The 19,559-nt window shown below is 72.6% G+C and carries 22 protein-coding genes; 10 read left to right on the forward strand and 12 right to left on the reverse strand.

The features are described 5' to 3' along the window. Window positions 1–121 precede the first annotated feature (121 nt). A complete protein-coding gene (locus AB0M83_RS37385; RefSeq protein ID WP_364524623.1) occupies window positions 122–472 on the reverse strand; it encodes an STAS domain-containing protein in 351 nt (116 codons plus the stop codon). A 317-nt stretch (window positions 473–789) separates the two neighbouring features. Here AB0M83_RS37385 and AB0M83_RS37390 point away from each other — a divergent pair, with 317 nt between their 5' ends. Beyond that, complete coding sequence (locus AB0M83_RS37390; protein ID WP_364524625.1) at window positions 790–1,776, forward strand: LuxR C-terminal-related transcriptional regulator; 987 nt, start codon at window positions 790–792, stop codon at window positions 1,774–1,776. Window positions 1,777–1,789: 13 nt separating this feature from the next. Here the strand turns inward: AB0M83_RS37390 and AB0M83_RS37395 are convergent, their stop codons facing one another. Continuing rightward, on the reverse strand, window positions 1,790–2,455 hold the full coding sequence (locus tag AB0M83_RS37395; protein WP_364524627.1) for a DUF4190 domain-containing protein: 666 nt from the start codon (window positions 2,453–2,455) through the stop codon (window positions 1,790–1,792). A gap of 341 nt (window positions 2,456–2,796) precedes the next feature. Here AB0M83_RS37395 and AB0M83_RS37400 point away from each other — a divergent pair, with 341 nt between their 5' ends. Beyond that, complete coding sequence (locus AB0M83_RS37400) at window positions 2,797–3,528, forward strand: hypothetical protein (RefSeq protein WP_364524629.1); 732 nt, start codon at window positions 2,797–2,799, stop codon at window positions 3,526–3,528. On the opposite strand, the gene AB0M83_RS37405 is transcribed toward AB0M83_RS37400, so the two are convergent. The 5 genes from AB0M83_RS37405 to AB0M83_RS37425 form a co-directional block, all read right to left on the reverse strand. Continuing rightward, a complete protein-coding gene (locus AB0M83_RS37405) occupies window positions 3,507–3,821 on the reverse strand; it encodes a hypothetical protein (RefSeq protein ID WP_364524631.1) in 315 nt (104 codons plus the stop codon). The genes AB0M83_RS37400 and AB0M83_RS37405 overlap by 22 nt on opposite strands. A gap of 48 nt (window positions 3,822–3,869) precedes the next feature. After that, the gene (locus tag AB0M83_RS37410; RefSeq protein WP_364524633.1) at window positions 3,870–4,256 is read right to left on the reverse strand and encodes a nuclear transport factor 2 family protein; all 387 of its coding nucleotides are present in this window, start codon (window positions 4,254–4,256) and stop codon (window positions 3,870–3,872) included. Further along, entirely contained in the window at window positions 4,253–4,702 is a 450-nt protein-coding gene (locus AB0M83_RS37415; RefSeq protein ID WP_364524634.1) for a cupin domain-containing protein, read from the reverse strand. Before AB0M83_RS37415 ends, AB0M83_RS37410 begins: the two co-directional genes overlap by 4 nt. Then, the gene (locus AB0M83_RS37420) at window positions 4,699–6,207 is read right to left on the reverse strand and encodes an NAD(P)/FAD-dependent oxidoreductase (RefSeq protein WP_364524636.1); all 1,509 of its coding nucleotides are present in this window, start codon (window positions 6,205–6,207) and stop codon (window positions 4,699–4,701) included. The genes AB0M83_RS37415 and AB0M83_RS37420 overlap by 4 nt, the downstream gene beginning before the upstream one ends. A 102-nt stretch (window positions 6,208–6,309) precedes the next feature. Next, window positions 6,310–7,146, reverse strand: a complete 837-nt coding sequence (locus AB0M83_RS37425; protein ID WP_364524638.1) for an IclR family transcriptional regulator — start codon at window positions 7,144–7,146, stop codon at window positions 6,310–6,312. A 21-nt stretch (window positions 7,147–7,167) separates the two neighbouring features. Between AB0M83_RS37425 and AB0M83_RS37430 the strand changes: the two genes are divergently transcribed. The 5 genes from AB0M83_RS37430 (at window position 7,168) to AB0M83_RS37450 (ending at window position 11,228) form a co-directional block, all read left to right on the forward strand. After that, window positions 7,168–7,968 carry an SDR family oxidoreductase gene (locus AB0M83_RS37430; protein ID WP_364524640.1) on the forward strand — a complete coding sequence of 267 codons (801 nt, stop codon included), beginning with the start codon at window positions 7,168–7,170 and terminating at the stop codon, window positions 7,966–7,968. 14 nt (window positions 7,969–7,982) lie between these two features. Continuing rightward, complete coding sequence (locus AB0M83_RS37435) at window positions 7,983–8,489, forward strand: cupin domain-containing protein (RefSeq protein ID WP_364524642.1); 507 nt, start codon at window positions 7,983–7,985, stop codon at window positions 8,487–8,489. After that, window positions 8,486–9,379: an alpha/beta fold hydrolase gene (locus AB0M83_RS37440; protein ID WP_364524644.1), complete on the forward strand. Its 894-nt coding sequence runs from the start codon at window positions 8,486–8,488 to the stop codon at window positions 9,377–9,379. Before AB0M83_RS37435 ends, AB0M83_RS37440 begins: the two co-directional genes overlap by 4 nt. Continuing rightward, window positions 9,379–10,308: a 2,3-dihydroxyphenylpropionate 1,2-dioxygenase gene (locus AB0M83_RS37445; RefSeq protein WP_364524646.1), complete on the forward strand. Its 930-nt coding sequence runs from the start codon at window positions 9,379–9,381 to the stop codon at window positions 10,306–10,308. The genes AB0M83_RS37440 and AB0M83_RS37445 overlap by 1 nt, the downstream gene beginning before the upstream one ends. Window positions 10,309–10,439: 131 nt before the next feature. Then, the gene (locus AB0M83_RS37450) at window positions 10,440–11,228 is read left to right on the forward strand and encodes a glycoside hydrolase family protein (protein WP_364524704.1); all 789 of its coding nucleotides are present in this window, start codon (window positions 10,440–10,442) and stop codon (window positions 11,226–11,228) included. On the opposite strand, the gene AB0M83_RS37455 is transcribed toward AB0M83_RS37450, so the two are convergent. The 3 genes from AB0M83_RS37455 to AB0M83_RS37465 all read right to left on the reverse strand — a co-directional run bounded on the left by AB0M83_RS37455 (window position 11,213) and on the right by AB0M83_RS37465 (window position 13,356). Then, window positions 11,213–11,641, reverse strand: coding sequence for a VOC family protein (locus tag AB0M83_RS37455; RefSeq protein ID WP_364524648.1), 429 nt, complete (start codon window positions 11,639–11,641; stop codon window positions 11,213–11,215). The genes AB0M83_RS37450 and AB0M83_RS37455 overlap by 16 nt on opposite strands. A 130-nt stretch (window positions 11,642–11,771) precedes the next feature. Beyond that, window positions 11,772–12,485 (reverse strand): SDR family oxidoreductase, encoded by a 714-nt coding sequence (locus AB0M83_RS37460; RefSeq protein WP_364524650.1) that lies wholly within the window; start codon window positions 12,483–12,485, stop codon window positions 11,772–11,774. A 1-nt stretch (window position 12,486) separates the two neighbouring features. After that, window positions 12,487–13,356, reverse strand: coding sequence for a DUF427 domain-containing protein (locus tag AB0M83_RS37465; RefSeq protein ID WP_364524652.1), 870 nt, complete (start codon window positions 13,354–13,356; stop codon window positions 12,487–12,489). 93 nt (window positions 13,357–13,449) lie between these two features. On the opposite strand from AB0M83_RS37465, the gene AB0M83_RS37470 reads away from it, so the two are divergent. Further along, a complete protein-coding gene (locus AB0M83_RS37470; RefSeq protein WP_364524654.1) occupies window positions 13,450–13,953 on the forward strand; it encodes a CGNR zinc finger domain-containing protein in 504 nt (167 codons plus the stop codon). 14 nt (window positions 13,954–13,967) lie between these two features. Continuing rightward, window positions 13,968–15,650, forward strand: coding sequence for an MOSC and FAD-binding oxidoreductase domain-containing protein (locus AB0M83_RS37475; RefSeq protein WP_364524656.1), 1,683 nt, complete (start codon window positions 13,968–13,970; stop codon window positions 15,648–15,650). A gap of 11 nt (window positions 15,651–15,661) precedes the next feature. Here AB0M83_RS37475 and AB0M83_RS37480 read toward each other — a convergent pair whose 3' ends face one another. Together AB0M83_RS37480 and AB0M83_RS37485 are read right to left on the reverse strand one after the other, a co-directional pair. Next, window positions 15,662–15,790 carry a hypothetical protein gene (locus tag AB0M83_RS37480; protein WP_364524658.1) on the reverse strand — a complete coding sequence of 43 codons (129 nt, stop codon included), beginning with the start codon at window positions 15,788–15,790 and terminating at the stop codon, window positions 15,662–15,664. Between the two features lie 7 nt (window positions 15,791–15,797). Beyond that, the gene (locus AB0M83_RS37485; RefSeq protein ID WP_364524660.1) at window positions 15,798–16,277 is read right to left on the reverse strand and encodes a hypothetical protein; all 480 of its coding nucleotides are present in this window, start codon (window positions 16,275–16,277) and stop codon (window positions 15,798–15,800) included. A 170-nt stretch (window positions 16,278–16,447) separates the two neighbouring features. On the opposite strand from AB0M83_RS37485, the gene AB0M83_RS37490 reads away from it, so the two are divergent. Beyond that, window positions 16,448–19,546: an AAA family ATPase gene (locus AB0M83_RS37490; protein WP_364524661.1), complete on the forward strand. Its 3,099-nt coding sequence runs from the start codon at window positions 16,448–16,450 to the stop codon at window positions 19,544–19,546. Window positions 19,547–19,559 lie beyond the last annotated feature (13 nt).

Consider the following 19,559-nt stretch of genomic DNA (forward strand, 5'->3'; position numbering starts at 1 on the left):
TCACCGCCCACGCCTTATCCGTCAACTCACCGCGACCGACCACGTCCGCAATCCAACCGAACCGCAGCTGGATCACTTACAGGACACGCCCTAGGAGCCGGCCGGCTCCGCACGACCGCGATCAGGCAGCCGAAAGAGCCTCGGCCCGGGTGTCGACGACGGCCAGCGCCTCGGTCAGGCCGGTCAGCTTCAAGGCCCGCCCGACGGTGCTGCGCTCGGGGCTCACGACCCGGATGCGGGTGGTCTTCCCGACGCCGCGGTGGGCTTTGAGCAGGACGGTCATCCCGACGGAAGCGAGGAAGGACACCCCGGTCAGATCGACCACCAGCACCGCCGGCTCCCGGCTCACGGCCGCCAGGAGCGCGTTTTCCAGGACCTCGGCGCTGAGCAGGTCGACTTCGCCCGACACCTCCAGCACCTCGGCGCCATCGACCCGGCGCTCCATCACGCGCAACAGATCCTGGGGCCGCACCCGACTCCCGTCAGCGGTCACCTTCACCTCCGGTTTCCTCGACCGTTCCGGCAGCTCCGAGCCGACCGAGCGCACGACGGCGCCCAGCTCGGCCGAAGCCGCTCCGCTGGAGCGCGTACCCGGATTCCCGGCCGCCGAAACATCCGCGGCCGGGCGGTCCTCCCCTCACCCGAGGCGTCACGAGCGCGTGTGGGTCTCCATCGGAATTCCTCCGTTTCCCGCAGCGGATCGTTGCCCCGTCGACGGTCTCAGCACAGCGCCCGGGTCTCCATCGCTCGCGGAGTGACGGAATCGGCGCGGGGCCTCATCATGGAGCGGTGCCCGCCGACCCGGAACCACCGGCCCGTCTCCGGGTCGACGCCGAGACGACGCTGATCCTGCGCGAGGCCTTTCACAAGATCGACGCCAACTACCGCAGCGACCACTACGGCCTCTACGACTACGCCCGTGCCGTCATGAGCAAGATCGTTCCCCTGGACCACTTCTACATCGGGTTCTTCCACGGCGCGAACCGCGTCCGCTACCCCTACGGCTACGACGGCGGCATGTACACCGATCCCGCGTCGCACATCTACGGCCCGCACGGTCAGGCCGCCTGGCTGCTGAAGCACCGCCAGACCTACCGGATGCAGTACGACAACGGCGCCGCGCTCAACGCCGGCGTCGCGTCCGGGGACACCAGCCGCGCGTCCGCCGACGCCGTCACCACTCCGTTGTTCCGCCGCGGCCGCGACGGGGAGCCGGCGGTGTTCGGCATGATGTCCATGCAGAGCTACCGGCCGGACACCTTCGACGACAACGCGGTCCGCGCCTTCGAATGGCTCGCCGATCTCGTGGCGCGCGTGCTGACCAAGGAAGCCGAAGACCTCGACGCGCTACGCCGGCTGCCGGCCGACGTCGGCGACGCGCCGCAGCTGGTCACCGCGGACCACATCGTCGAACTGCTGTCGTCCCGCGTCGCGGATATCCGGCAGCGAGCCCAGGACGTCCTCGCGGCACCGGACGCTTCGCTGCGCGAGGCCCTGCAGCGCATCGTCACCGATTGCCAGCAGCTCCAGTCGGACCTCGTCGAGCTCACGCTCGACATCGACAACGGCCCCGAGGAACGCTTCCGCACGCTCACCGCCGCGGAACAGGGCGTCGCGGTCTTCCTGAGCAGCGACCTGCCGAACGAGCGGATCGCCCGCGAGCTGAGGATCAGCCTCCACACCGTCAAGACCCACGTCCGCAACATCCTGGCGAAGTACCGGATGAGCGGACGCGGCGCCGTCGCCGAGGACGTCCGGAAGCACCTGGCGCGCTGAGCGCCGGGCCGGCTCAGGGCTGGTAGGTGCACAAGGCGCCGACGCTGTTGGACTTCTCGACCACAGTCTTGCCGTCGACGGTGATCTTGCAGGTGTTGTCCTTGTCCCCCAGCTTGAAGTCGACCGGGGTGACGGTGACCGAGGTGAACGCCAGGTCGTCCATCGACAGGGTCTGGCGCCAGGTCTTGCCCTTCTCCAGGACCTCCTGGGAGTTCGCGGTGAACCCGCTGTTCCACTGGACGTTCGACTTCGCCGCCGTCGTGACCTCGAGGACGATGGTGTGCTTGGCCGACGCCGCCGCGGTCGGGGCCGCGTTGGCCGGCGCCGCTCCCGCGTCGGCGACCGCCGCCGGCGCCGCCGCGGCCGGCAGGCCGTTCGCCGTGTCGCTGACGGCCTTGCCGAACGCCGCGGTCCAGATGATGCAGATGACCAGCCCCAGCGCGGAAAGCACGACCGCGGTGATGGCCAGCCCCTTGTTGCTCGCCTGGCCGCGGTTCGCGCGCAGCGTGCCGACGATGCCGAAGATCAGCCCGAGGATCACCAGCGGCCACGCGACGACCCCGATGAGCGGGATGAACGCGAAGATCAGGCCGACCAGACCGAGGACGAACCCGGCGGTGCCGAGCCCGTTCTTGTACTGGACCGGAGCGGACACGGGTGGCACGGGGGCGTAGGACATGGATGCCTCTTTCAGCGCAGCGACGGCAGGACCGGATGCGGTCACGTTCTGGGCCGTTCGTCGCCATGCGAGCCGTGCGCGTAACAGGACCCGAATCACACTCTTGGTCACGAAGCGGACTCGAGCCGGTCGGTCCTCGATCATTTCCGCAGGTGGCTGCGGTGCGTGACTCGCCCACCATCGTTACCCAGGGTTAGAAATTGAAACTTCAAGTTCACTCGTACGGAGTACGCGATCCTCGCCACAAGAGTCCGCGAGCTCGAGGCGTAACGGATCACCCGAATGGTCGATATCCCGTTCGTGTCCGGACGACCCGGGCCTTCACGAGGGGACCTCTGACCATGCTTCGTCTCCACCTGGGAGCACTCATCGCCACCGGGGCCGCGGCGGCCCTCATCTGCACCGGCTGCTCGACCACCTCCGGGACGGCGGCGCCGGCCGCCGCGTCCACCGGCACCACGACGTCCGCGAGCGCCGCGGCCGCCTCGCTCGACGGCTCGAAGGCCGGCTCCGCCGTCGCCGACGCCGCGAAGCAGGCCAAAGCGGTCCACGTCCGCGGCACCGTCTCCGAGGGTGGCGTCAACCTCGACCTGCAGCTCAACCCGAGCAGCGCCAGCGGCACCGTGGTGCAGGACGGACTCGAGATCCCGGTCCTGCGCGACGGGGACAAGTACTACTTCCGGTTCAGCCAGTCGCTGATCGACAAGGCCGGGATCCCGGCGTCGGTGGGCAAGCAGCTCAAGGACAAGTGGGTGTCCTCGAAGTCGCAGATCGGCGCGGGGATCGGCGAGTCGTTCAAGCAGTTCCTCGACTACAAGACCTTCACCGACAACACGGTCGGACAGCTGGCGTCGGAGACCTTCAAGGCCGGCGGGGAGACCACCGCCGGCGGCGTCCCGGCCTTGACGTTCACCAGCGTCGACGGCACCGCGACGGTGGCCGCCGCGGACCCGCACTACCTGCTGCGCATGCAGGCCCCCAAGGAAGGCACGCTGGAGTTCTCCGACTGGGACAAGCCGACGACGGTCACGGCCCCCAAAGCGTCGGAGATCTACTCGGGCCCCGGCGCCTGACCGGAGTGCCGGGCCCGCGCGGGCGGGCCCGGCACACTCGCCGGACGCGGCGTCCGGAACTCGTCGAGCCACGACCAATCCCCAGGTCGTGTCGCGAGGCGGTCAAGCGCTTCCGCCAGTGCCGAACGCAACTCGGCCGCGTCGGACCGGACTCCGCCTTCCGCGCCCAGAGCCGCCCCCGAGAACACCACGGTCCACGGTTCGCCGCCCGCGCTCATGCGTTCGTCGTCGGCTTTGATCAGGGCGGTGACCCCGGCCCGCGCGAGCCTGGCCATCAGGGTTTCGACGTCCACGAAGGTCCTCTCGGTGGTGCGCAGCCGGTGCGCGCCACGAGTGTGCCATCAGGACGGTGCACCGACCGGGGCGAAGGCCGGGCTGATGTCCATGTGGACGCGGTAGTCGGTCACCCGGTCCCCCGCCAGCCGGAGGACCGTCACGCACGGCAGGGCCAGCGGGGTGCCGTCCGGGGCCGCCGTTTCGATCGTGAACCGGCAGAACAGCTGGTCCTCCCCCACTTCCGCGACCTGCTCGACGACGTGGCGGACCCACGGCAGCGCGCCCGCCGCGCCGGCCGTCGCCTCGGTGATCGCGGCGCGGCCGGTCAGCGGCTCGCCGTTCGCGAACACGTACGTCGCGTCGTCGGCGAACCACGAGGCGAACGCCGGAGCGTCCCCCGCGTCGACCGCCGCGCACATCGCGCGGACCATCCGCTCACGCGAGCCGCTCACTTCCGCAGCTCCAGCCCGTAGCGGGTCATCACTTCCGCGACCAGCTTCATGTCCCGCCCGGGCGGCAGCTGCGACAGCTCCCGGTAGTAGTTCTCCAGGCCCGGCGGGGAAACCACGGCGATGACGCGGGTCTCCTCCTCGAACGGGTTGCGGAACACGTGCGGCACCCCGCGCGGCAGCAGCAGCGAATCGCCCTGGCCGAGGACGTGCCGCTCGCCGTCGAGCTCCACCTCGACGCGGCCCTGGACGCACGTGAACAGCTCGTCCTCCCGCGTGTGGACGTGGGTCGGCGGCCCGCCGAGGCCCGGCGGCACCACGTATTCGAACAGCGAGTACGCGCCGTTCGTGTCGGCGCCGGTCAGCCGGGCGTGGATGCCCAGCCCGATCGCTCCGAGGTTGGTGCCGTCGCCCGGGTGGATGACGTGGTGGCCGGTCGCGGTGCTCATCGGGAACTCCTTTGCTCCAGCGGGGTCTTCGCGGGTTCGGGGGTGTCCTTCAGCCGGCTCAGGACGGCGGGCGTGAGCGACCGGTAGGCCGCGGGGACGACCGGGTTCAGCCAGTGCGTGAACCGGGTGAAGCGGCCGATCTGCACGCCGAGGTCGCCGAGCACCTCGTCGACGTTGTGGACGGAGAACGGGATGATCTTGGTGCCGCGGCAGTGGTGCGCGCCGGTCGCTTCGTCGAGGAAGGCCACCTGGGCGACGACGTCCGCGCGCCGGGTCGCCTCGTCGGGCAGGGCGAGCGCGCCCGCGAGGTCGGCCGCGATCCACAGCGCCGCCATCTCGGCGTTGAGCGGGCTGAAGAACGACGAGTTGTACCCGTTGAAGTAGAGGCCCGGCGCGGCCAGGGGCTGGATCTGCCGGTACAGCAGGAAGTTCCCGCGCTCGTCGAATAATCCTTTTTGGACGGCTTCCGGCAGGAACGGGACGCCTTGGGTGAACCCGGTCGCGCAGACCACCAGGTCGGCCGGCAGCACCGTCCCGTCGGCGAGTTCGGCCCGAGGCCGGCCGCCGTCGGCGAACAGCCGCCGGATCACCTGGTCGCGGCGGACGCGGATCGCGCCGTCGGCCACGCCTTCGAAGAAGCCCTCGGTGGCCAGGCCGATCGCGTTCTTGATGATGTCCTCCATCCGCCCGCGCGGCACCAGGTCGTGCTTCGCGAGCCCGAACTGCCGCACCGACACGCTCCCGATCGAGTTGAGCATCGCGCGCCGCAGCCGGTTTCCCGGGCCGTGCAGGAACTTCTCGAACCCGCGCAGCCACCGGTAGCGGAACAGGGCCTCGCCCAGCCGGGTCAGCAGCAGCATCTTGAAGTTCAGCACGCCGGCGATCTTGCGCGGCACCTTCCACAGCAGCTGGCGGGCGATGACGTCGGTCGTCTCGGCGACTTCGCTGATCGCCACGGTCACGTCGCAGGCCGACTTGCCGTACCCGACTACGAGCACGTGCTTGCCCCGCGCCTCGGAGACGTCGTGGAAGTCCGACCCCGCCAGCAGCCGCCCGCCCGCCGCTCCGAACTCCGCGCGGCCCGGGTAGTCCGGCAGCGCGGGCTCGCAGAACACGCCGTTCGCGACGACGACGCGGTCGACCACCGAGGCCCCCTGCGCCCCGGTGGTCACCGCCCACCGCGCGCCGTCCGGGACCACCGACTCGACGGTGGTCCCGAGTCGCAGGTGGGGCGTGACGCCGAACTCGTCGGCGTAGTCCGCGAGGTACTCCTGGACCTGGGCTCCCGTCGGCCACTCCGGGAAGTGCCCGGGCATCGGGAAGTCCGAGAACGAGTACTGCACCTTGGGGCTCTGGGTGGTCAGCCCCGGGTAGCGCCGGGTCCGGCTCCACACCCCGCCGACGTCCGGGGTCCGGTCGAAGACCTCGACGTCGTGGCCGGCCTGCAACAGCACCTTGGCCGTGGTCAGCCCGGCCAGTCCGGCCCCGATGATCGCGACGCGCATTGCCTGGTCCTCCTCGTCCGGCACGGCCGGGACCGGTGGCCCGGCTCGGCGTGCGCCACAGCGTGGATCAGCCGCGCACCGCGGACCAACCGCGAGTCCTGGTCACTGGGACGGCAGCTCCGGCCGCGGCACCGCCCACCGCCGCGCGGAGTAGGCCCGGCTGGCCGCCGCGGCCGCCATCCGGACGGCCGGGCCGATCCGGTCGGGCTGCACCGCGGTGCTGGGCCCGGTGACCGACAGCGCGGCGGTCACGCCGCCGGTGAAGTCGAAGATCGGCGCCGCGACGCAGCTGATCCCGGCGTTGCCCTCCTCGCGGTCGTAGGCCCAGCCCTGCTCGTGCACGACGGCGAGCTCCCGCTCGAGCGCGGCGGCACCGGTGATCGTGCGCGCGGTGCGCCGAGCGAGCCCACCGGCGACGACCGCGGCGACCGTTTCGGCGTCCGACCAAGCGAGGATCGCTCGGCCCAGCCCGGAGCAGTGCGCCGGGATGAACCCGCCGACCTGGTCGAGCATCGGCAGCTGACGGTGCCCGCTGATCTTCTCGACCACCAGCACCCGGGTGCCTTCGAGGACACCGAGCTGCACGGTCGTCTTGGCCGCCGCGTAGAGGTCCTGCAGGTACGGCAGGACGGCCTCACGCAGCTCGTGGCGCACCGGCACCAGGCCGGACAGCTCGAACAGGCGATTCCCGATCCGGTACTTCTCGCCGGGCTTGTCCAGCCAGCCCAGCTCGATCATCCGGGCCGCGGTGCGGTGCACGGTCGACCGCGGCAGGCCCGAGCGCTCGACGAGCCGGGACAGCGTGAGCTCCCGGTGCGTCGCGTCGAAGGCGTCCAGCAGGGCGGCGGCGCGTTCGAGCGCGCCGGACGCCGCGACGTCCAAGCGGGAGTCGCTGGAGTCCCGGGCAGTGGGACCCGTCCTTGGCCGGTCGGCGGTCATGACGCGAATGTAGGTCACATCATGGAGAGCAACCAGTCCTTCGGGAAACGCCGCCGCGTCGCGCTCGTCGGCGGCGGTGCCGGCGGCATCGGCTCGGCCTGCGCGGCCGCGCTCCTGGCGGCCGGGCACCGCGTGGTCCTCGCCGGGCGCACGGAAGAGACGCTGGCCGGAACCGCGTCGGCACTCGGCGAGGGCGTCGACAGTGTCGATTACGTCAGGTGCGACCTCGCCGACCCGGCCGCCGCGGCCGAGGCCGTGGCCCGGGTGCACGAGCGGCACGGCTCGCTCGACGTCGTCGTGGCCAACGCCGGCGGACCCGCGCCGGGCCGCGTGTTCGACGTGCCCGCCGAGCAGTGGCACCACGACCTCGACCTGCTGGTCCTCGGCCCGCTGTCCCTCCTGCGCGCCGCGCTGCCCACGATGGCCGAGCGCGGGTTCGGCCGCGTCGTCGTGATCAGCTCGACGGCGGTGCGGCAGCCGCAGCCGGAGCTCGCCGCCTCGACGGTGCTGCGCTCGGCGACGACGTCGGCGGCGAAGCTGGCCGCCCTCGAGTACGCCGATCGCGGCGTCACGGTCAACTGCGTCGCGGTCGGCGCGACCCTCACCCCGCGGCGCATGGAGATCGTGCGCAGCCGGGCCGGCGCGGCGGGCGTCGACGTCGCGACCGCGCTGGCCGAAGACCTCGCCGCCATCCCGGCCGGGCGGGCCGCCGCGCCGCGCGAGGTCGCGGCCGCAGTGGCGTTCTTGGCCTCGCCCGAAGCAGGCTATGTCAACGGATCCGTGCTGACCGTCGACGGCGGCCGCACGGAATGTCCCGCCTGAGCGGAAGGTACGCCATGACCACCTCCGGACCCGGTTTCGCCATGACCGACTTCCTCGCGAGCATCAGCCACGCCGTCCGCCCCGACGGCCGGCGGCCGCTCGTGGTGCACGACGGAGACCTCGAAGAGATCCCGCCGGGCGCCGTCCCGAACCCGACGTCGCTGCGGATCGCCGGCTTGCTGCCGACCGCGACGTTCGAGCTCTTCCGGCAGGTCATCCCGGCCGGCGAGAGCTCGGACCTGCAGCGCCACCACCACGAGACCGTCCACTTCGTCCTGACCGGCGACGGCCACAGCGAGATCGAGGACGAGACCGTGGGCTGGACGGCCGGGTCGTTCGTCTACACGCCGCCGTGGACCTGGCACCGCCACCACAACGACTCGGCCGAGCACCCGGTCGAGTTCCTGACCATCGAGAACTCGCGGCTGCTCGGCTCGCTCGGGCTGAACCGCCGGCAGAGCGCGGGAACGGCGACCCTCGCCGAAGCCCGCGCCCGCTTCGACCACCGGGAGGACCAGTGACCGAGCCGATCCCCGACCACGTCGGCATCTGGGGCGAGCTGGGCGAGCTCGACCACACGCTGCGCCACGTCGACGTCCCGCTCGACGGACGTCCCGTGCGGACGCGGGTGCTGCAGGCGGGCACCGGCCCCGACCTGGTCCTGCTCCACGGGACCGGCGGGCACCTCGAGGCCTACGCCCGCGACCTGGCCGGCCTCGCCCGCGACTTCCGCGTCACGGCCTACGACATGGTCGGCCACGGCTGGTCGGACCTGCCCGACCGGCCCTACACGATCGACGTCCTGTCCGCGCACCTCGTGTCCCTTTTGGACGTTCTCGGCATCGGGCGGGCCCACCTCTCGGGCGAGTCGCTCGGCGGCTGGGTGGTCGCCTGGACCGCCGCCCACCACCCGGACCGCGTCGAGAAGCTCGTGCTCAACACCCCGGGCAACATCGCGAACAAGCCCGAGGTGATGGCGCGGATGCGCGACAGCACGATGGCGGCCGTGCTCGACCCGAGCGACGAAACCGTGCGCCGGCGGGTCGAATTCCTGTTCCACCACAAGGAGATGGTGACCGACGAGCTGGTGAACCTGCGCCGCCGGGTCTACTCCCGCCCCGGGTTCGTCCAGGCGATCACGAACACGCTCGTGCTGCAGGACCCCGAGGTGCGCAAGGACTTCGCGTGGGACCCGGCGTGGGTGGCGAAGGTCAAGGCGCCGACGCTGCTGCTGTGGACCAGCCACGACCCCACCGGCGGCCTCGACGAAGCCGAGCTGCTGCTCGGCTGGCTGCCCGACGCGCGGCTGCACGTCATCGACGACGCCGGGCACTGGCCGCAGTGGGAGAAGGTCGCGGAGTTCCTCGACGTGCACCGCACGTGGCTGCTGTCCGGAGAGGACCCGTCCTGATGGCCGGGATCGCCGGGTTCGCGGGCATGTCCCACAGCCCGTTCGCGACGCTGCTGCCGCCGCCGTCCGAGGGCGGGCCGGGCGCGAAGTTCCTGGCCGACGCCGACCGGGTCCGCCGCGCGGTCGAGGCCCTCGCCCCCGACGCGGTCGTCGTGATCGGGCCCGACCACTTCCACGGCAACTTCTACGACGTGATGCCGCCGTTCGTGCTCGGGGTCGAACACGCGGTGGGGTTCGGCGACTTCGGCAGCACCGAAGGTCCGCTGCCGGTCGCCGGGGAGCTGGCGTGGTCGGTCCACAACGGACTCACGACGGCGGGCTTCGACGTGTCGCTGTCGTATTCCCTCACCGTCGACCACGGCATCGTGCAGACCTACGAGATGCTGACCGGCGGCACGACGCTGCCGATGGTCCCCCTCGTCGTCAACACGGCCGCGCCGCCGCTGCCCACCCTGGACCGGTGCCTCGCCTTGGGCCGGGCGCTGGGGGCGGCTCTGCGGTCGGCGAGCTTCCCCGGCCGGGTCCTGGTGGCGGCGAGCGGCGGACTGTCGCACTGGCTTCCGTCGAACGACCCCCGCGAGGTGGCGGGCGAACGCCGTGAGTCGCTGATCCACGGGCGCTCGGACGTCCGCGCCTTCGCCGCGGCCCGCGAACCCCGCGTCCGCGCCATGGGCGGCGACCCGGGCGCCCGGGTGAACACGGAGTGGGACCGGTGGTTCCTCGACCGCCTGAGCACCGGCGACGCCGGCGCGGTGGCCGGCCTCGGCCACGAGGCGCTCGAGGCGTCGGCGGGCCGGGGTGGCCACGAGGTGCGCTGCTGGCTCATCGGCCAGGTCGCCGCCGGGGCACCCCTCGTCTGGACCGGCTACGAGCCGGTGCCCGAATGGATCACCGGCATGGGCATCGGCACCACGTTCCCCGTCCCCTGACCGCCGATCGGGCAACGACGGTTCCCGTTCGCACCCCCGGCGGGCCCGCGTTCTTGCCGCGGCTCCCGGGAGTGCGTTACCCCGGTGGAGGACCAGCGCGACTTCCTCTCCAGGAGCGGCTCGTGAAGAAAATGCTCGCCGTCGTGGCCGTCGTTCTCCTCGCGCTCGGCGGCCTTGCCAGTCCCGCCGCCGGGGCGAGCAGCAAGAAAGGCGTCAGCGCGAACCCCTATGCCGGGGCCGCGACCGCGCTGCAGGACGTCGGGGCGAAGTGGTTCTACACCTGGGCAGCCGACCCCCAGGGCATCGCCGCGCCGGCCGGCACCGAGTTCGTGCCCATGATCTGGGGACGGGACTCCGTGACGCAGGACCAGCTCGACCGGGCCAAGGCGGCCGGCCGCACCCTGCTGGCCTTCAACGAGCCGGACCTGGCGGGCCAGGCGAGCATGCCCGTCGAGACGGCACTGGACCTGTGGCCGCGGCTGCAGTCCACCGGCATGCGGCTCGGCGCGCCGGCCGTGGCGTACGGCGGCGACGTCGCGGGCGGGTGGCTGGACCGGTTCATGAGTGGCGCCGCCGCGCGCGGGTACCGCGTCGACTTCATCCCCCTGCACTGGTACGGCGGGGACTTCTCGAGCGCGGCCAGCGGGCAGTTGCAGTCCTACCTGCAGAAGGTCCACGACCGCTACCACCTCCCGATCTGGCTGACGGAGTACGCGCTGATCGACTTCTCGGGCTCGGCTCCGCGCTATCCGTCGTCGGCCCAGCAGGTCGACTTCGTGCAGCGGTCCACCGCGATGCTCGACGGGCTGTCGTTCGTGGAGCGGTACGCGTGGTTCTCGCTCTCGACGTCGACGTCCCCGACGGGCCTCTACTCCGGCACGGCACCCAACGCGAGCGGCGTCGCCTACCGCGCGGTGTAGCCGCGTTCCTGGACGATCCACGTGTTGCCGTCCGGGTCGGCGAAGCCGAAGAAGCTCGCGTAGTCACGCCGGTCCGGGTCGGCTCCCGGCGCGAAATCCCCTTGCCAGTCCACGGACTTCTTGTGCCGCACCGCGCCGACCGCGACGCCACGCTCCGCCAGTTCCCGGTGGGCGGCCTCGATGTCGGCCACCACCAGGTAGTGGTCCCGGGCCGAACCCGGGGCGGCGGCGGTCAGGCCGGTCCCGAGCTGGACCGACGCCGCCGAGCCGGGCGGGGTCAGCTGCACGACCCGGAAGCCGTCGTGCGGCGCGTAATCGACGTCCAGGGTGAAGCCGGCCTGCGCGGTGTAGAACCGGACCGCCCGGTCGACGTCGGCGACGGGCAGGGTGAGGACCTCGATGCGGAACTCCATCACGCACGCCCCCGCCGGGCCGGGCGCCGGACGACCCGGCGCGGTACGTAGATCGCCGGGACGAATCCGGCCTCCGGCGTCACCGCGCCGGCCGGGCGCGAAATCTTGCGAGTGCTCATGACCGCTCCCATCACACGAGGGGTTCGCCGCCGTCGACGCCGAGCGAGACCCCCGTGAGGAAGGTGCTGCCCAGCGCGAAGACGACGGCTTCGGCGATTTCTTCAGGACGTCCGACGCGGCGCGCCGGACTGGTGGCCGCGCGAGACGCGAACAACTCCGCCTTCTTCTCTTCCCCGAGCGCGTCGTAGGCGCCGGTGTCGATCGTGCCGGGCGAAACCGCGTTCACCCGGATCGGCGCCAGCTCCACCGCGAGCCCGCGGGTCAGCGCGTCCACCGCGGCGTTCGTGGCGCCGACGGCGAGCATGCCGGCGGCGGGCTTGCGCGCCGACGATCCCGAGAAGAAGACGAACGAGCCGTCCCCGGGCATGCGCGGCGCGAAGTGCTTCGCCAGCAGCAGCGGGCCGAGCATCTTGACGTCGAACGACCGGAGCACGACGTCGTGGGCGAGTTCGCCCACCGCGCCGCGGGCCCGGGCCGACGCCGTCGAGACGACGTGGTCGACCCGGCCGAGCCGTTCGGCCAGCGCGGTGACGGAGTCCTCGTCGGTCAGGTCGACGGCGGCCGCCGTGACGTCCGGGTCGTCGTAAGCCTTGGCCAACGCCTCCTCGCCGCGCCCGGCGACGACGACCGTGGCCCCGGCCGCCCGGACCGCGAGCGTCACCGCCCGGGCGATCCCGCTGCCGCGGCCCACGACGAGCACGCGGCGATCCTGAAGCGAAGTCATCTCAGTTTCCTTTCGAGGCGAGCAGTTCGCCGGGGTCCAGGCCCCGGTCGATGCCGTGCGGGGTGACGCTCTGGCCCGGTTCCAGGGCGAGCTTGCGGCCGTCGAGGGTCACGTCGACGACGTCCGGCTCGAACGACACGAACCCGGACACCCGCTCGACCTCGGGCCACGCCTCCGGGTACGACCAGGCGGCGCGCTTGCCCGCGCCGATGTCGAAGTAGCCGGCCAGCCCCTTGTACGGGCAGAAGGTCTCGCCTTCGACCGGCGTCAGCGCGTTCAGGTCGATGTCCTCGCGCGGCACGTACCAGCGCGGCGCGAAGCCCGATTCGTAGAGCACGACCGGGCGCCGGGTCTCGGCGACGACGCGGTCGCCGTCGCGCACGACGAGGTGGCGCGACGTCTGCCGGATGTCGATGCGGTGGTACGGGTCGGCCGCGTGACCGACGATCCGCTCGTCCTCCTCGTAGAACGCGTCCATCGCCCGCCAGGCGAAGGCGACGCGGTCGCGCAGGACGTCCGCGTGGCCCGGGAGGCCGGTGTAGCGCCAGGCCGCGCGCGGCGCCTGCTTGCCGGCGGCTCGCACGGTGAACCACTCGGCCGGCCCGAGCTCGCGGTGCGCCGTCGTCCGGTTTTCGGCGGCGAGCACGTCTTCGCGGACGTCGGCGAGGGGGAAGTACGCCACCGGGTAGCGGCCGGGTTCGTGCAGCAGGACGACGTCCTCGCTGTCGGCCACCCATTCCCCGCCGAACCGCACGCGCATCCGCCGCCGCAGCGGCTCGGCGAACAGCATCCGCTCGGGCAGCGGCTGCTCGACCAGGAAGTGCCCCACCGCCCGCGTCGCCAGTGGTCCCTGCTGCCAGGCCAGTCCCATGACGTCCTCCTAACCTTTTTGACTCTCTTTGATGGTTAGACATGCAAGCACCGGTAGGGTAACCTGTCAAGGGTAAGTTTGGAGGTTAGGTGGATGATGACCGACGAGATGCTGCTCCTGGATCTGCTGAACACCACCCCGGTGCGCGACGGCACCCCCGGGGACGACCTCTCCGACGCGAAGGCGGCTCGCCAGTGGCTCGCCGAGCACGGGCAGCCGGCCACCGCCGACGAGCACCGCGCGGTGCTCGAAGCGCGGTCCGTGCTGCAGGCGATCGTGCGGGGCCAGGAGGCGCCCGCCGCCGCGGCGCGGTTCGTCGACGACGTGACCTACCGGGCGTCCTTCGGCGACGACGGCGTCGAGTGGGTCCTCGACGTCCCCGCCGGCCGGTCCGCCGCCGCGCGGGCCGTGCTCGCCTGGGACGCGCTCGCCAAGTCGAGCCCCGGCCGGCTGCGCCCGTGCGCCAACCCGGAGTGCCGGCTGTTCCTGATCGACCACAGCAAGCCCAACAGCGCCCGCTGGTGTTCGATGGCCGTGTGCGGCAACCGCATGAAGGCCCGGCGGCACTACCAGCGCTCCCGTACCGCGGCGGACTGAAGGAGACGACCACCATGGCCCGCTTGGTGTCACTGAACGTCGGGATGCCCCAGGACGTGCCCTGGCAGGGGCGGACCGTCCACACGGGAATCTTCAAGTACCCGGTCGAGGGCAGGCGGCTGGTCCGCCGGCTCAACGTCGACGGCGACGGCCAGGGCGACCTCGGCGGCCACGGCGGCGAGAACCGCGCGGTGCTCGTCTACCAGCGCGAGTCCTACGAGCACTGGCGGCGGTTCCTCGGCCGCGACGACCTCGAGGACGGCCAGTTCGGCGAGAACTTCACCGTCGACGGCCTCCCCGACGACGAGGTGCACATCGGCGACCGGTACCGGATCGGCGAGGCCGAGTTCGAGGTCACCCAGCCGCGCGTCACCTGCTTCCGCGTCGGGATGCGCCTGGGCGAACCGCGGATGCCGGCGCTGCTGGTCGCGCACCACCGGCCCGGCTTCTACCTGCGCGTCATCACCGAAGGCCACGTCGGAGCCGGCGACGAGATCGTCCGCACCCGCACCGGCCGCCACGAGATGAGCGTCGCGGACATCGACGCCCTCCTCTACCTGCCGGGCCGCGACGCCGGCGCCCTCCGCAAGGCCGTCGACATCCCCGCGCTCAGCCCCGGCTGGCAGGGGTCGTTCCGCGACCTCCTGGCCGAGGAGGCGAAGCCGGCCCCCGCACCGGGCGGGTGGAGCGGCTTCCGCCCGATGCGCGTCGCCCGGGTGGTGGCCGAGAGCCCCGCGGTGTCCTCGATCCACCTGGCCGCCGACGACGGCGCGCCGCTCCCCCGGCCGAAGCCCGGCCAGTACCTCACCCTGCGCGTCCCCGGCGCCGGCGACCCCGCGCCGGTCCGCAGCTACTCGCTGTCGGCGGCGCCGTCGGACCACGAGTACCGCATCAGCGTCAAGCGGGACGGAGCCGTCAGCAGCTACCTCAACACGCGGCTGACGGCCGGCGCGCTGGTGGACGTGGCGGCACCCCGCGGCGACTTCGTCCTGGCCGACGACGACCGTCCCGTGGTGCTGGTGTCCGCGGGCATCGGCGTGACGCCGGTGCTGGCGATGCTGCACGCGCTCGCCGCGGCCCGGACCACGCGCGAGGTGTGGTGGCTGCACACCACCCGGACCGCGGCCGAGCAGGCGTTCACGGACGAGGCGCACCGGCTGATCGCGGCCCTTCCCCACGGCCGCGAACACGTCCACTACACGGCCGAGAGTGGCCGGCTGACCTTGGAGACGTTGTCCGCGCTGGGCCTCCCGCCGGACGCCACCGCGTACCTCTGCGGCCCCGACGCGTTCATGACGGCGATGCGGGAAGCCCTGGTGTCCCTGGGCTTCGCCGCGTCCCGTGTCCACAGTGAACTGTTCGGCGGGGTGTCCGCGATCAACCCGGGACTCACCGGCGTCGTCCGGAAGACCCCGCACGTCCCGTCGGGCGCGGCGGGAACCGGCCCGGCGGTGACGTTCGCGCGCAGCGGGCTCACGGTGCCGTGGAGCGAGCGGTACCCGAGCCTCCTGGAGCTCGCGGAGGCGTGCGACGTGCCGACGCGCTGGTCGTGCCGGACCGGGGTGTGCCACACGTGCGTGACCCCGGTGCTCTCGGGCCGGGTGGAGTACGACCCGGACCCGCTGGAGCCCCCGGCCGGCGGCGAGGCGCTCGTGTGCTGCGCCCGGCCGCGGGAGGACGTCGTCCTGGACCTCTGACGCGGGTCGTGTCAGAGGAGCAGGCTGGCGAGAAACCCCACCAGCAGGCAGAAGCCGCAGATCTTGACGATCGAAACCGGGGTGAACAGGATTTTCATGGTCGGCGATTTCCTTTCGTGAGGTCGGGTGTTCGCGCGCACCGCCCGTTCACCTCGGGTCCGCGGTGAACGGGCCGACGGTGACGACGTAGGTGGCGTGGTCGGCGTATTCGGTGGCGCCGATCGCGTTGCCGTAGCCGACGATGGCTTCGCCGACGCATTGGCAGGGAAACTCGAAGCGGCGGTTGATCGCCCCGGTGAAGTTCAGGATCACCACGTACTGCCCGGCTCCCGCCGACCGCACCGAAACGGTGACCGGTTCGCGCGCGTAGATCGAGAACCCTTGTGCGGGGCCGGTGAAGGGACCGTCCGAAGGAGTGGCGAACGTGCGGTCGCTGAACAAATAGTGGTCGGATGATGCCGTCAGCTCGCCCGGACCGGACAGCCGGGCGTTCAGCGTGAAGTTCCCGGGGAACCGCCCGCAGAACCCGGCGATGCCGTCGGGCTGGTTCGAAACGACGGTGAGCCGGTATGTCCCGTCTCCTCGCAACGAGGTGAACAACCGCTCGAGGTCGGCGCAAGTGCCCATGGTGTTTCCGCCCTCCGATTCGGGGAAAAGTGGCCTTTCACACCAGCGTGGCCACCGTCCCCCGGCCCGGCACGCGATTCGAAGAACCGAACGGTTTTCGCCCCGGGGATAACCTGGACGTACGCCGGCTCCTGTTCGCCGGCGGCCCGGAACCGGGGGTGGAGGCGGAAATGGCTGATCCCGATGACCGCGTCCGGCGGCGGCTGCGCACCCTGCAGCGCGCGGTGGGCGGTCCGAGCGACGCCGTCCTGGCCCGGCGCAGCGGGCTGTCCGCGGCCACCTTCTCCGAGGTGATGTCGGGCAAGCGGAGCCCGCGCGAAGAGTTCGTCGCCAAGGTGGTCGCCGGATGCGTGGTGTCGGCCCGGGTCAACGGCCAGGCCCCGATGGACGTGCGGCGGGTCCTGCACGCGTTGCGGCTGCCCGGGCACACCGCGGCCGACAGCGGGCTCCTGGAGCGCGACGAGGACCTGGACCGCTGCTCGGCGGTGCTGGAGGCGGTGCGGGACCGGGTCGGCGCCACGGTGGTGATCGAGGGCCCGGCCGGGATCGGCAAGTCGCACCTCGTGGCCCAGGTGTGCACGGAAGCGGCGGTGCGCGGGATCGTGCCGCTGGCGGTGCGGGGCAACCAGCGTGACCAGACGATGGCGTTCGGCGCGGCCCGCACCTTGCTGGCCCGCTGGGTCGCCGGCCACGGCGAGCGGGAGCGGCGCGCGCTGTTCGCCGGGGCGGCCGATTTCGCCCGCGTGCCGCTCGGCGTACCCCGGGCCCGGCACCGCGGCCCGGATTCGATGATCGGGCTGACCGAGGCACTGTACTGGCTGGTGGTCAACGCGACGTCCCTCCTCGGCGCCGGCGGAGACGAGGAAGGACTGCTGCTCGCGGTCGACGACGTGCACTGGCTGGACGAGGAGTCGTTGCGGTGGCTGGAGTTCCTCGCCGACCGGCTCACCGGGCTGCCCGTCGTGCTGCTGCTCGCGCACCGGCCGCACGAACGGGCCGCACTCGCGCGCATCGCGGTGCGGGCGACGGAGGTCGTGCGGCCGCGGCCCCTCGGCCTGGCGGCGGTGCGGACGCTGGTCCACCGCGGCTCGCTCGCGACCCGGGGCCGGGGCGACGAACCCGACGACCGCTTCTGCGCGGCGCTGCTCGACCGCAGCGGCGGCAATCCGTTCTACCTGCGGTGGATGCTCGACACGGCGAGGGAACGCGACCTGCAACCCACGGCCTCCGGCGCGGACCGGGTCGGCACGCTCACTCCGCGACACGTCGTGGGCTATCTGTCCGAACGGCTGGTCCACCTCGGCCCGGAGGCACGGCGGCTGGCCCGGGCCATCGCGGTCCTGGGCCCGGGACACCCGCTCGGGGACACCGCCCGGCTGGCCGGGCTGGCGACGGCCGAGGCCAAACGCGAGTACGACCGGCTCTGCGACGAGGCGATCCTCGTCCCCGGATCGACGGTCGAGTTCCGCCACCCGATCATCCACAGCGCCGTCTACGACGACATCGACCCGTCCCCCCGCAGCGATCTCCACCTGGCCGCCGCCCGGCTGCTGCAGGAACGGGACGCCGCGCCCGACGCCGTCGCGGCGCACCTGCTGAACGTCCACGCCGCCGGTGACCCGTGGGTGGTCGACCGGATGACCGCCGCCGCCGAGGACGCGCTCGGGGCGGGGCTCGCCGCCACGGCGGCGCGCTACCTCAAGCGGGCGATCGAAGAACCGCCGCCGGTGCCCCGGCAGGGCCGCGTGCGGCTCCGGCACGGCCAAGCCCTCGCGTTGGAGCAGGTGGCGGCGGCGCTGCCCGAACTGCGCGCGGCCTACCGGCTGGCCCCCGACGACCTGCTGCGCACCGACGCGGCCGTGGCGCTGGCCAAGACCCACGGCTACGCCGACCAGCTCGGCGACGGCGTCCGCCTGCTCGACGCGGCGCTCGAGCGCTGCCCGGACGAACGGCAGCGGCAGCGGCTGCTCGCCGAACAACTGCTCTGGGCGACCTGGTGGGCCGACGATCCGCGCCGCGCCGACCGGATGGCCGTGCTGGACCGGATCGCGCCCCCGCTGCCCGGCGACACCGACGTCGAACGGCTGCTGATCGCGCTGCACGCGTGGAGCCTCGTCCTGCGCGGCCGGCCGCGCGCCGAGGCGTTCGCGGCGGTCGAGCGGGTCATCCGGGCCGGGGTGGTCTTCGCCGACGTGGACCAGGGCATGGAGATCGCCACCGTGTCCGCTTTCGTGCACCTCTACTCCGGCGCCGCCGACGTCTCCCACGGCCTGTTCGACCAGGCGGTCGACGAGTTCGAGCGCAACGGCTGGCGGGGCACGCACCTGGCGTTCGCCTACGCCAACCGCGGGCACTCGGCGCTCCGGCTCGGCCGGCTCCACGACGCCGTCGCCGACACGGACATCGCCCTGCGCCTGGCCATCCGCAGCGGTACCGGGACGCCCGCCGAGTGGTTCGCCACCGGCACGCTCGTGGAGACCCTGCTGGCCCGCGGGGAAACCGGTGCGGCGGCGAAGATCTGCGCGGACCGGGGATATCGTGACCGCCGGCCGGACGCGGTCGTCATGCCCGTGCCCGAGGCGGTCGCGGGAAAGCTGCTCCTCGCGCAAGGCGACCACGGCCGGGCCGCCACGGTCCTGCGCGAGGTGGGACGCCGGCTCGACGCCGCCCCGGTGGTCAACCCCGCCGTCTGCGGGTGGCGCTTCGACCTCGTCGAAGCGGTGCGGCACTCGGCGCCGGAGGAGGCGCGAGAAGTGGCGGCCGAAGCGGTGCGGCTGGCCGACGGGTTCGCCGACCCCGCCACCCGCGGCCAGGCGCTCCGGACACTCGCGGCGGTCGACGCGGAGCGCCCGGCGCTGCTGGCGGAATCCGCCGACCTCCTGCGGAACGCGCCGGAGCGCGGGGAGTACCTGCGCACTCTCGCCCGGCTCGGTGCGGCCTTCGTCCGGTCCGGGCACACCGGAGACGCCCGGCGCACGTTCACCGAGGCCGTCGCGCTGGCCGACGAGTGCGGCGCGGCCGCCCTGCGGAAGGACCTCGAGGGCGAGCTCGGCGAGCTGGGGGTCACCGTCGCCCGGCCGCCGCGGGTCAACGCCCTCCCGCCCCGCTCGCGGCGGGTCGCGGAGCTCGCCGCCGACGGGCACTCGGAAGCCGAGATCGCGCACAAGACCGTGCTCGACCTCGACACCGTCCGCAAGCTCGAACTCGGCGTCCACGAGCTCCTCGGGACCGAATCGCGGGCCGGGCTCCGCCGTGTCCTGAACCGCTGAAGACCGGCTGTCG

The organism is Amycolatopsis sp. NPDC051106 (assembly GCF_040682775.1).
Lineage (GTDB): Bacteria > Actinomycetota > Actinomycetes > Mycobacteriales > Pseudonocardiaceae > Amycolatopsis.

Bases quoted from the DNA above. Each gene is read 5' to 3' on its own strand.
- AB0M83_RS37465 (WP_364524652.1), bottom strand. From the start codon at position 13,356: ATGGGACTGGCCTGGCAGCAGGGACCACTGGCGACGCGGGCGGTGGGG.
- AB0M83_RS37435 (WP_364524642.1), top strand. From the start codon at position 7,983: ATGACCACCTCCGGACCCGGTTTCGCCATGACCGACTTCCTCGCGAGC.
- AB0M83_RS37445 (WP_364524646.1), top strand. From the start codon at position 9,379: ATGGCCGGGATCGCCGGGTTCGCGGGCATGTCCCACAGCCCGTTCGCG.
- AB0M83_RS37420 (WP_364524636.1), bottom strand. From the start codon at position 6,207: ATGCGCGTCGCGATCATCGGGGCCGGACTGGCCGGGCTGACCACGGCC.
- AB0M83_RS37450 (WP_364524704.1), top strand. From the start codon at position 10,440: ATGCTCGCCGTCGTGGCCGTCGTTCTCCTCGCGCTCGGCGGCCTTGCC.
- AB0M83_RS37425 (WP_364524638.1), bottom strand. From the start codon at position 7,146: ATGACCGCCGACCGGCCAAGGACGGGTCCCACTGCCCGGGACTCCAGC.
- AB0M83_RS37490 (WP_364524661.1), top strand. From the start codon at position 16,448: ATGGCTGATCCCGATGACCGCGTCCGGCGGCGGCTGCGCACCCTGCAG.
- AB0M83_RS37460 (WP_364524650.1), bottom strand. From the start codon at position 12,485: ATGACTTCGCTTCAGGATCGCCGCGTGCTCGTCGTGGGCCGCGGCAGC.
- AB0M83_RS37470 (WP_364524654.1), top strand. From the start codon at position 13,450: ATGATGACCGACGAGATGCTGCTCCTGGATCTGCTGAACACCACCCCG.
- AB0M83_RS37395 (WP_364524627.1), bottom strand. From the start codon at position 2,455: ATGTCCTACGCCCCCGTGCCACCCGTGTCCGCTCCGGTCCAGTACAAG.
- AB0M83_RS37430 (WP_364524640.1), top strand. From the start codon at position 7,168: ATGGAGAGCAACCAGTCCTTCGGGAAACGCCGCCGCGTCGCGCTCGTC.
- AB0M83_RS37400 (WP_364524629.1), top strand. From the start codon at position 2,797: ATGCTTCGTCTCCACCTGGGAGCACTCATCGCCACCGGGGCCGCGGCG.
- AB0M83_RS37485 (WP_364524660.1), bottom strand. From the start codon at position 16,277: ATGGGCACTTGCGCCGACCTCGAGCGGTTGTTCACCTCGTTGCGAGGA.
- AB0M83_RS37475 (WP_364524656.1), top strand. From the start codon at position 13,968: ATGGCCCGCTTGGTGTCACTGAACGTCGGGATGCCCCAGGACGTGCCC.
- AB0M83_RS37415 (WP_364524634.1), bottom strand. From the start codon at position 4,702: ATGAGCACCGCGACCGGCCACCACGTCATCCACCCGGGCGACGGCACC.
- AB0M83_RS37455 (WP_364524648.1), bottom strand. From the start codon at position 11,641: ATGGAGTTCCGCATCGAGGTCCTCACCCTGCCCGTCGCCGACGTCGAC.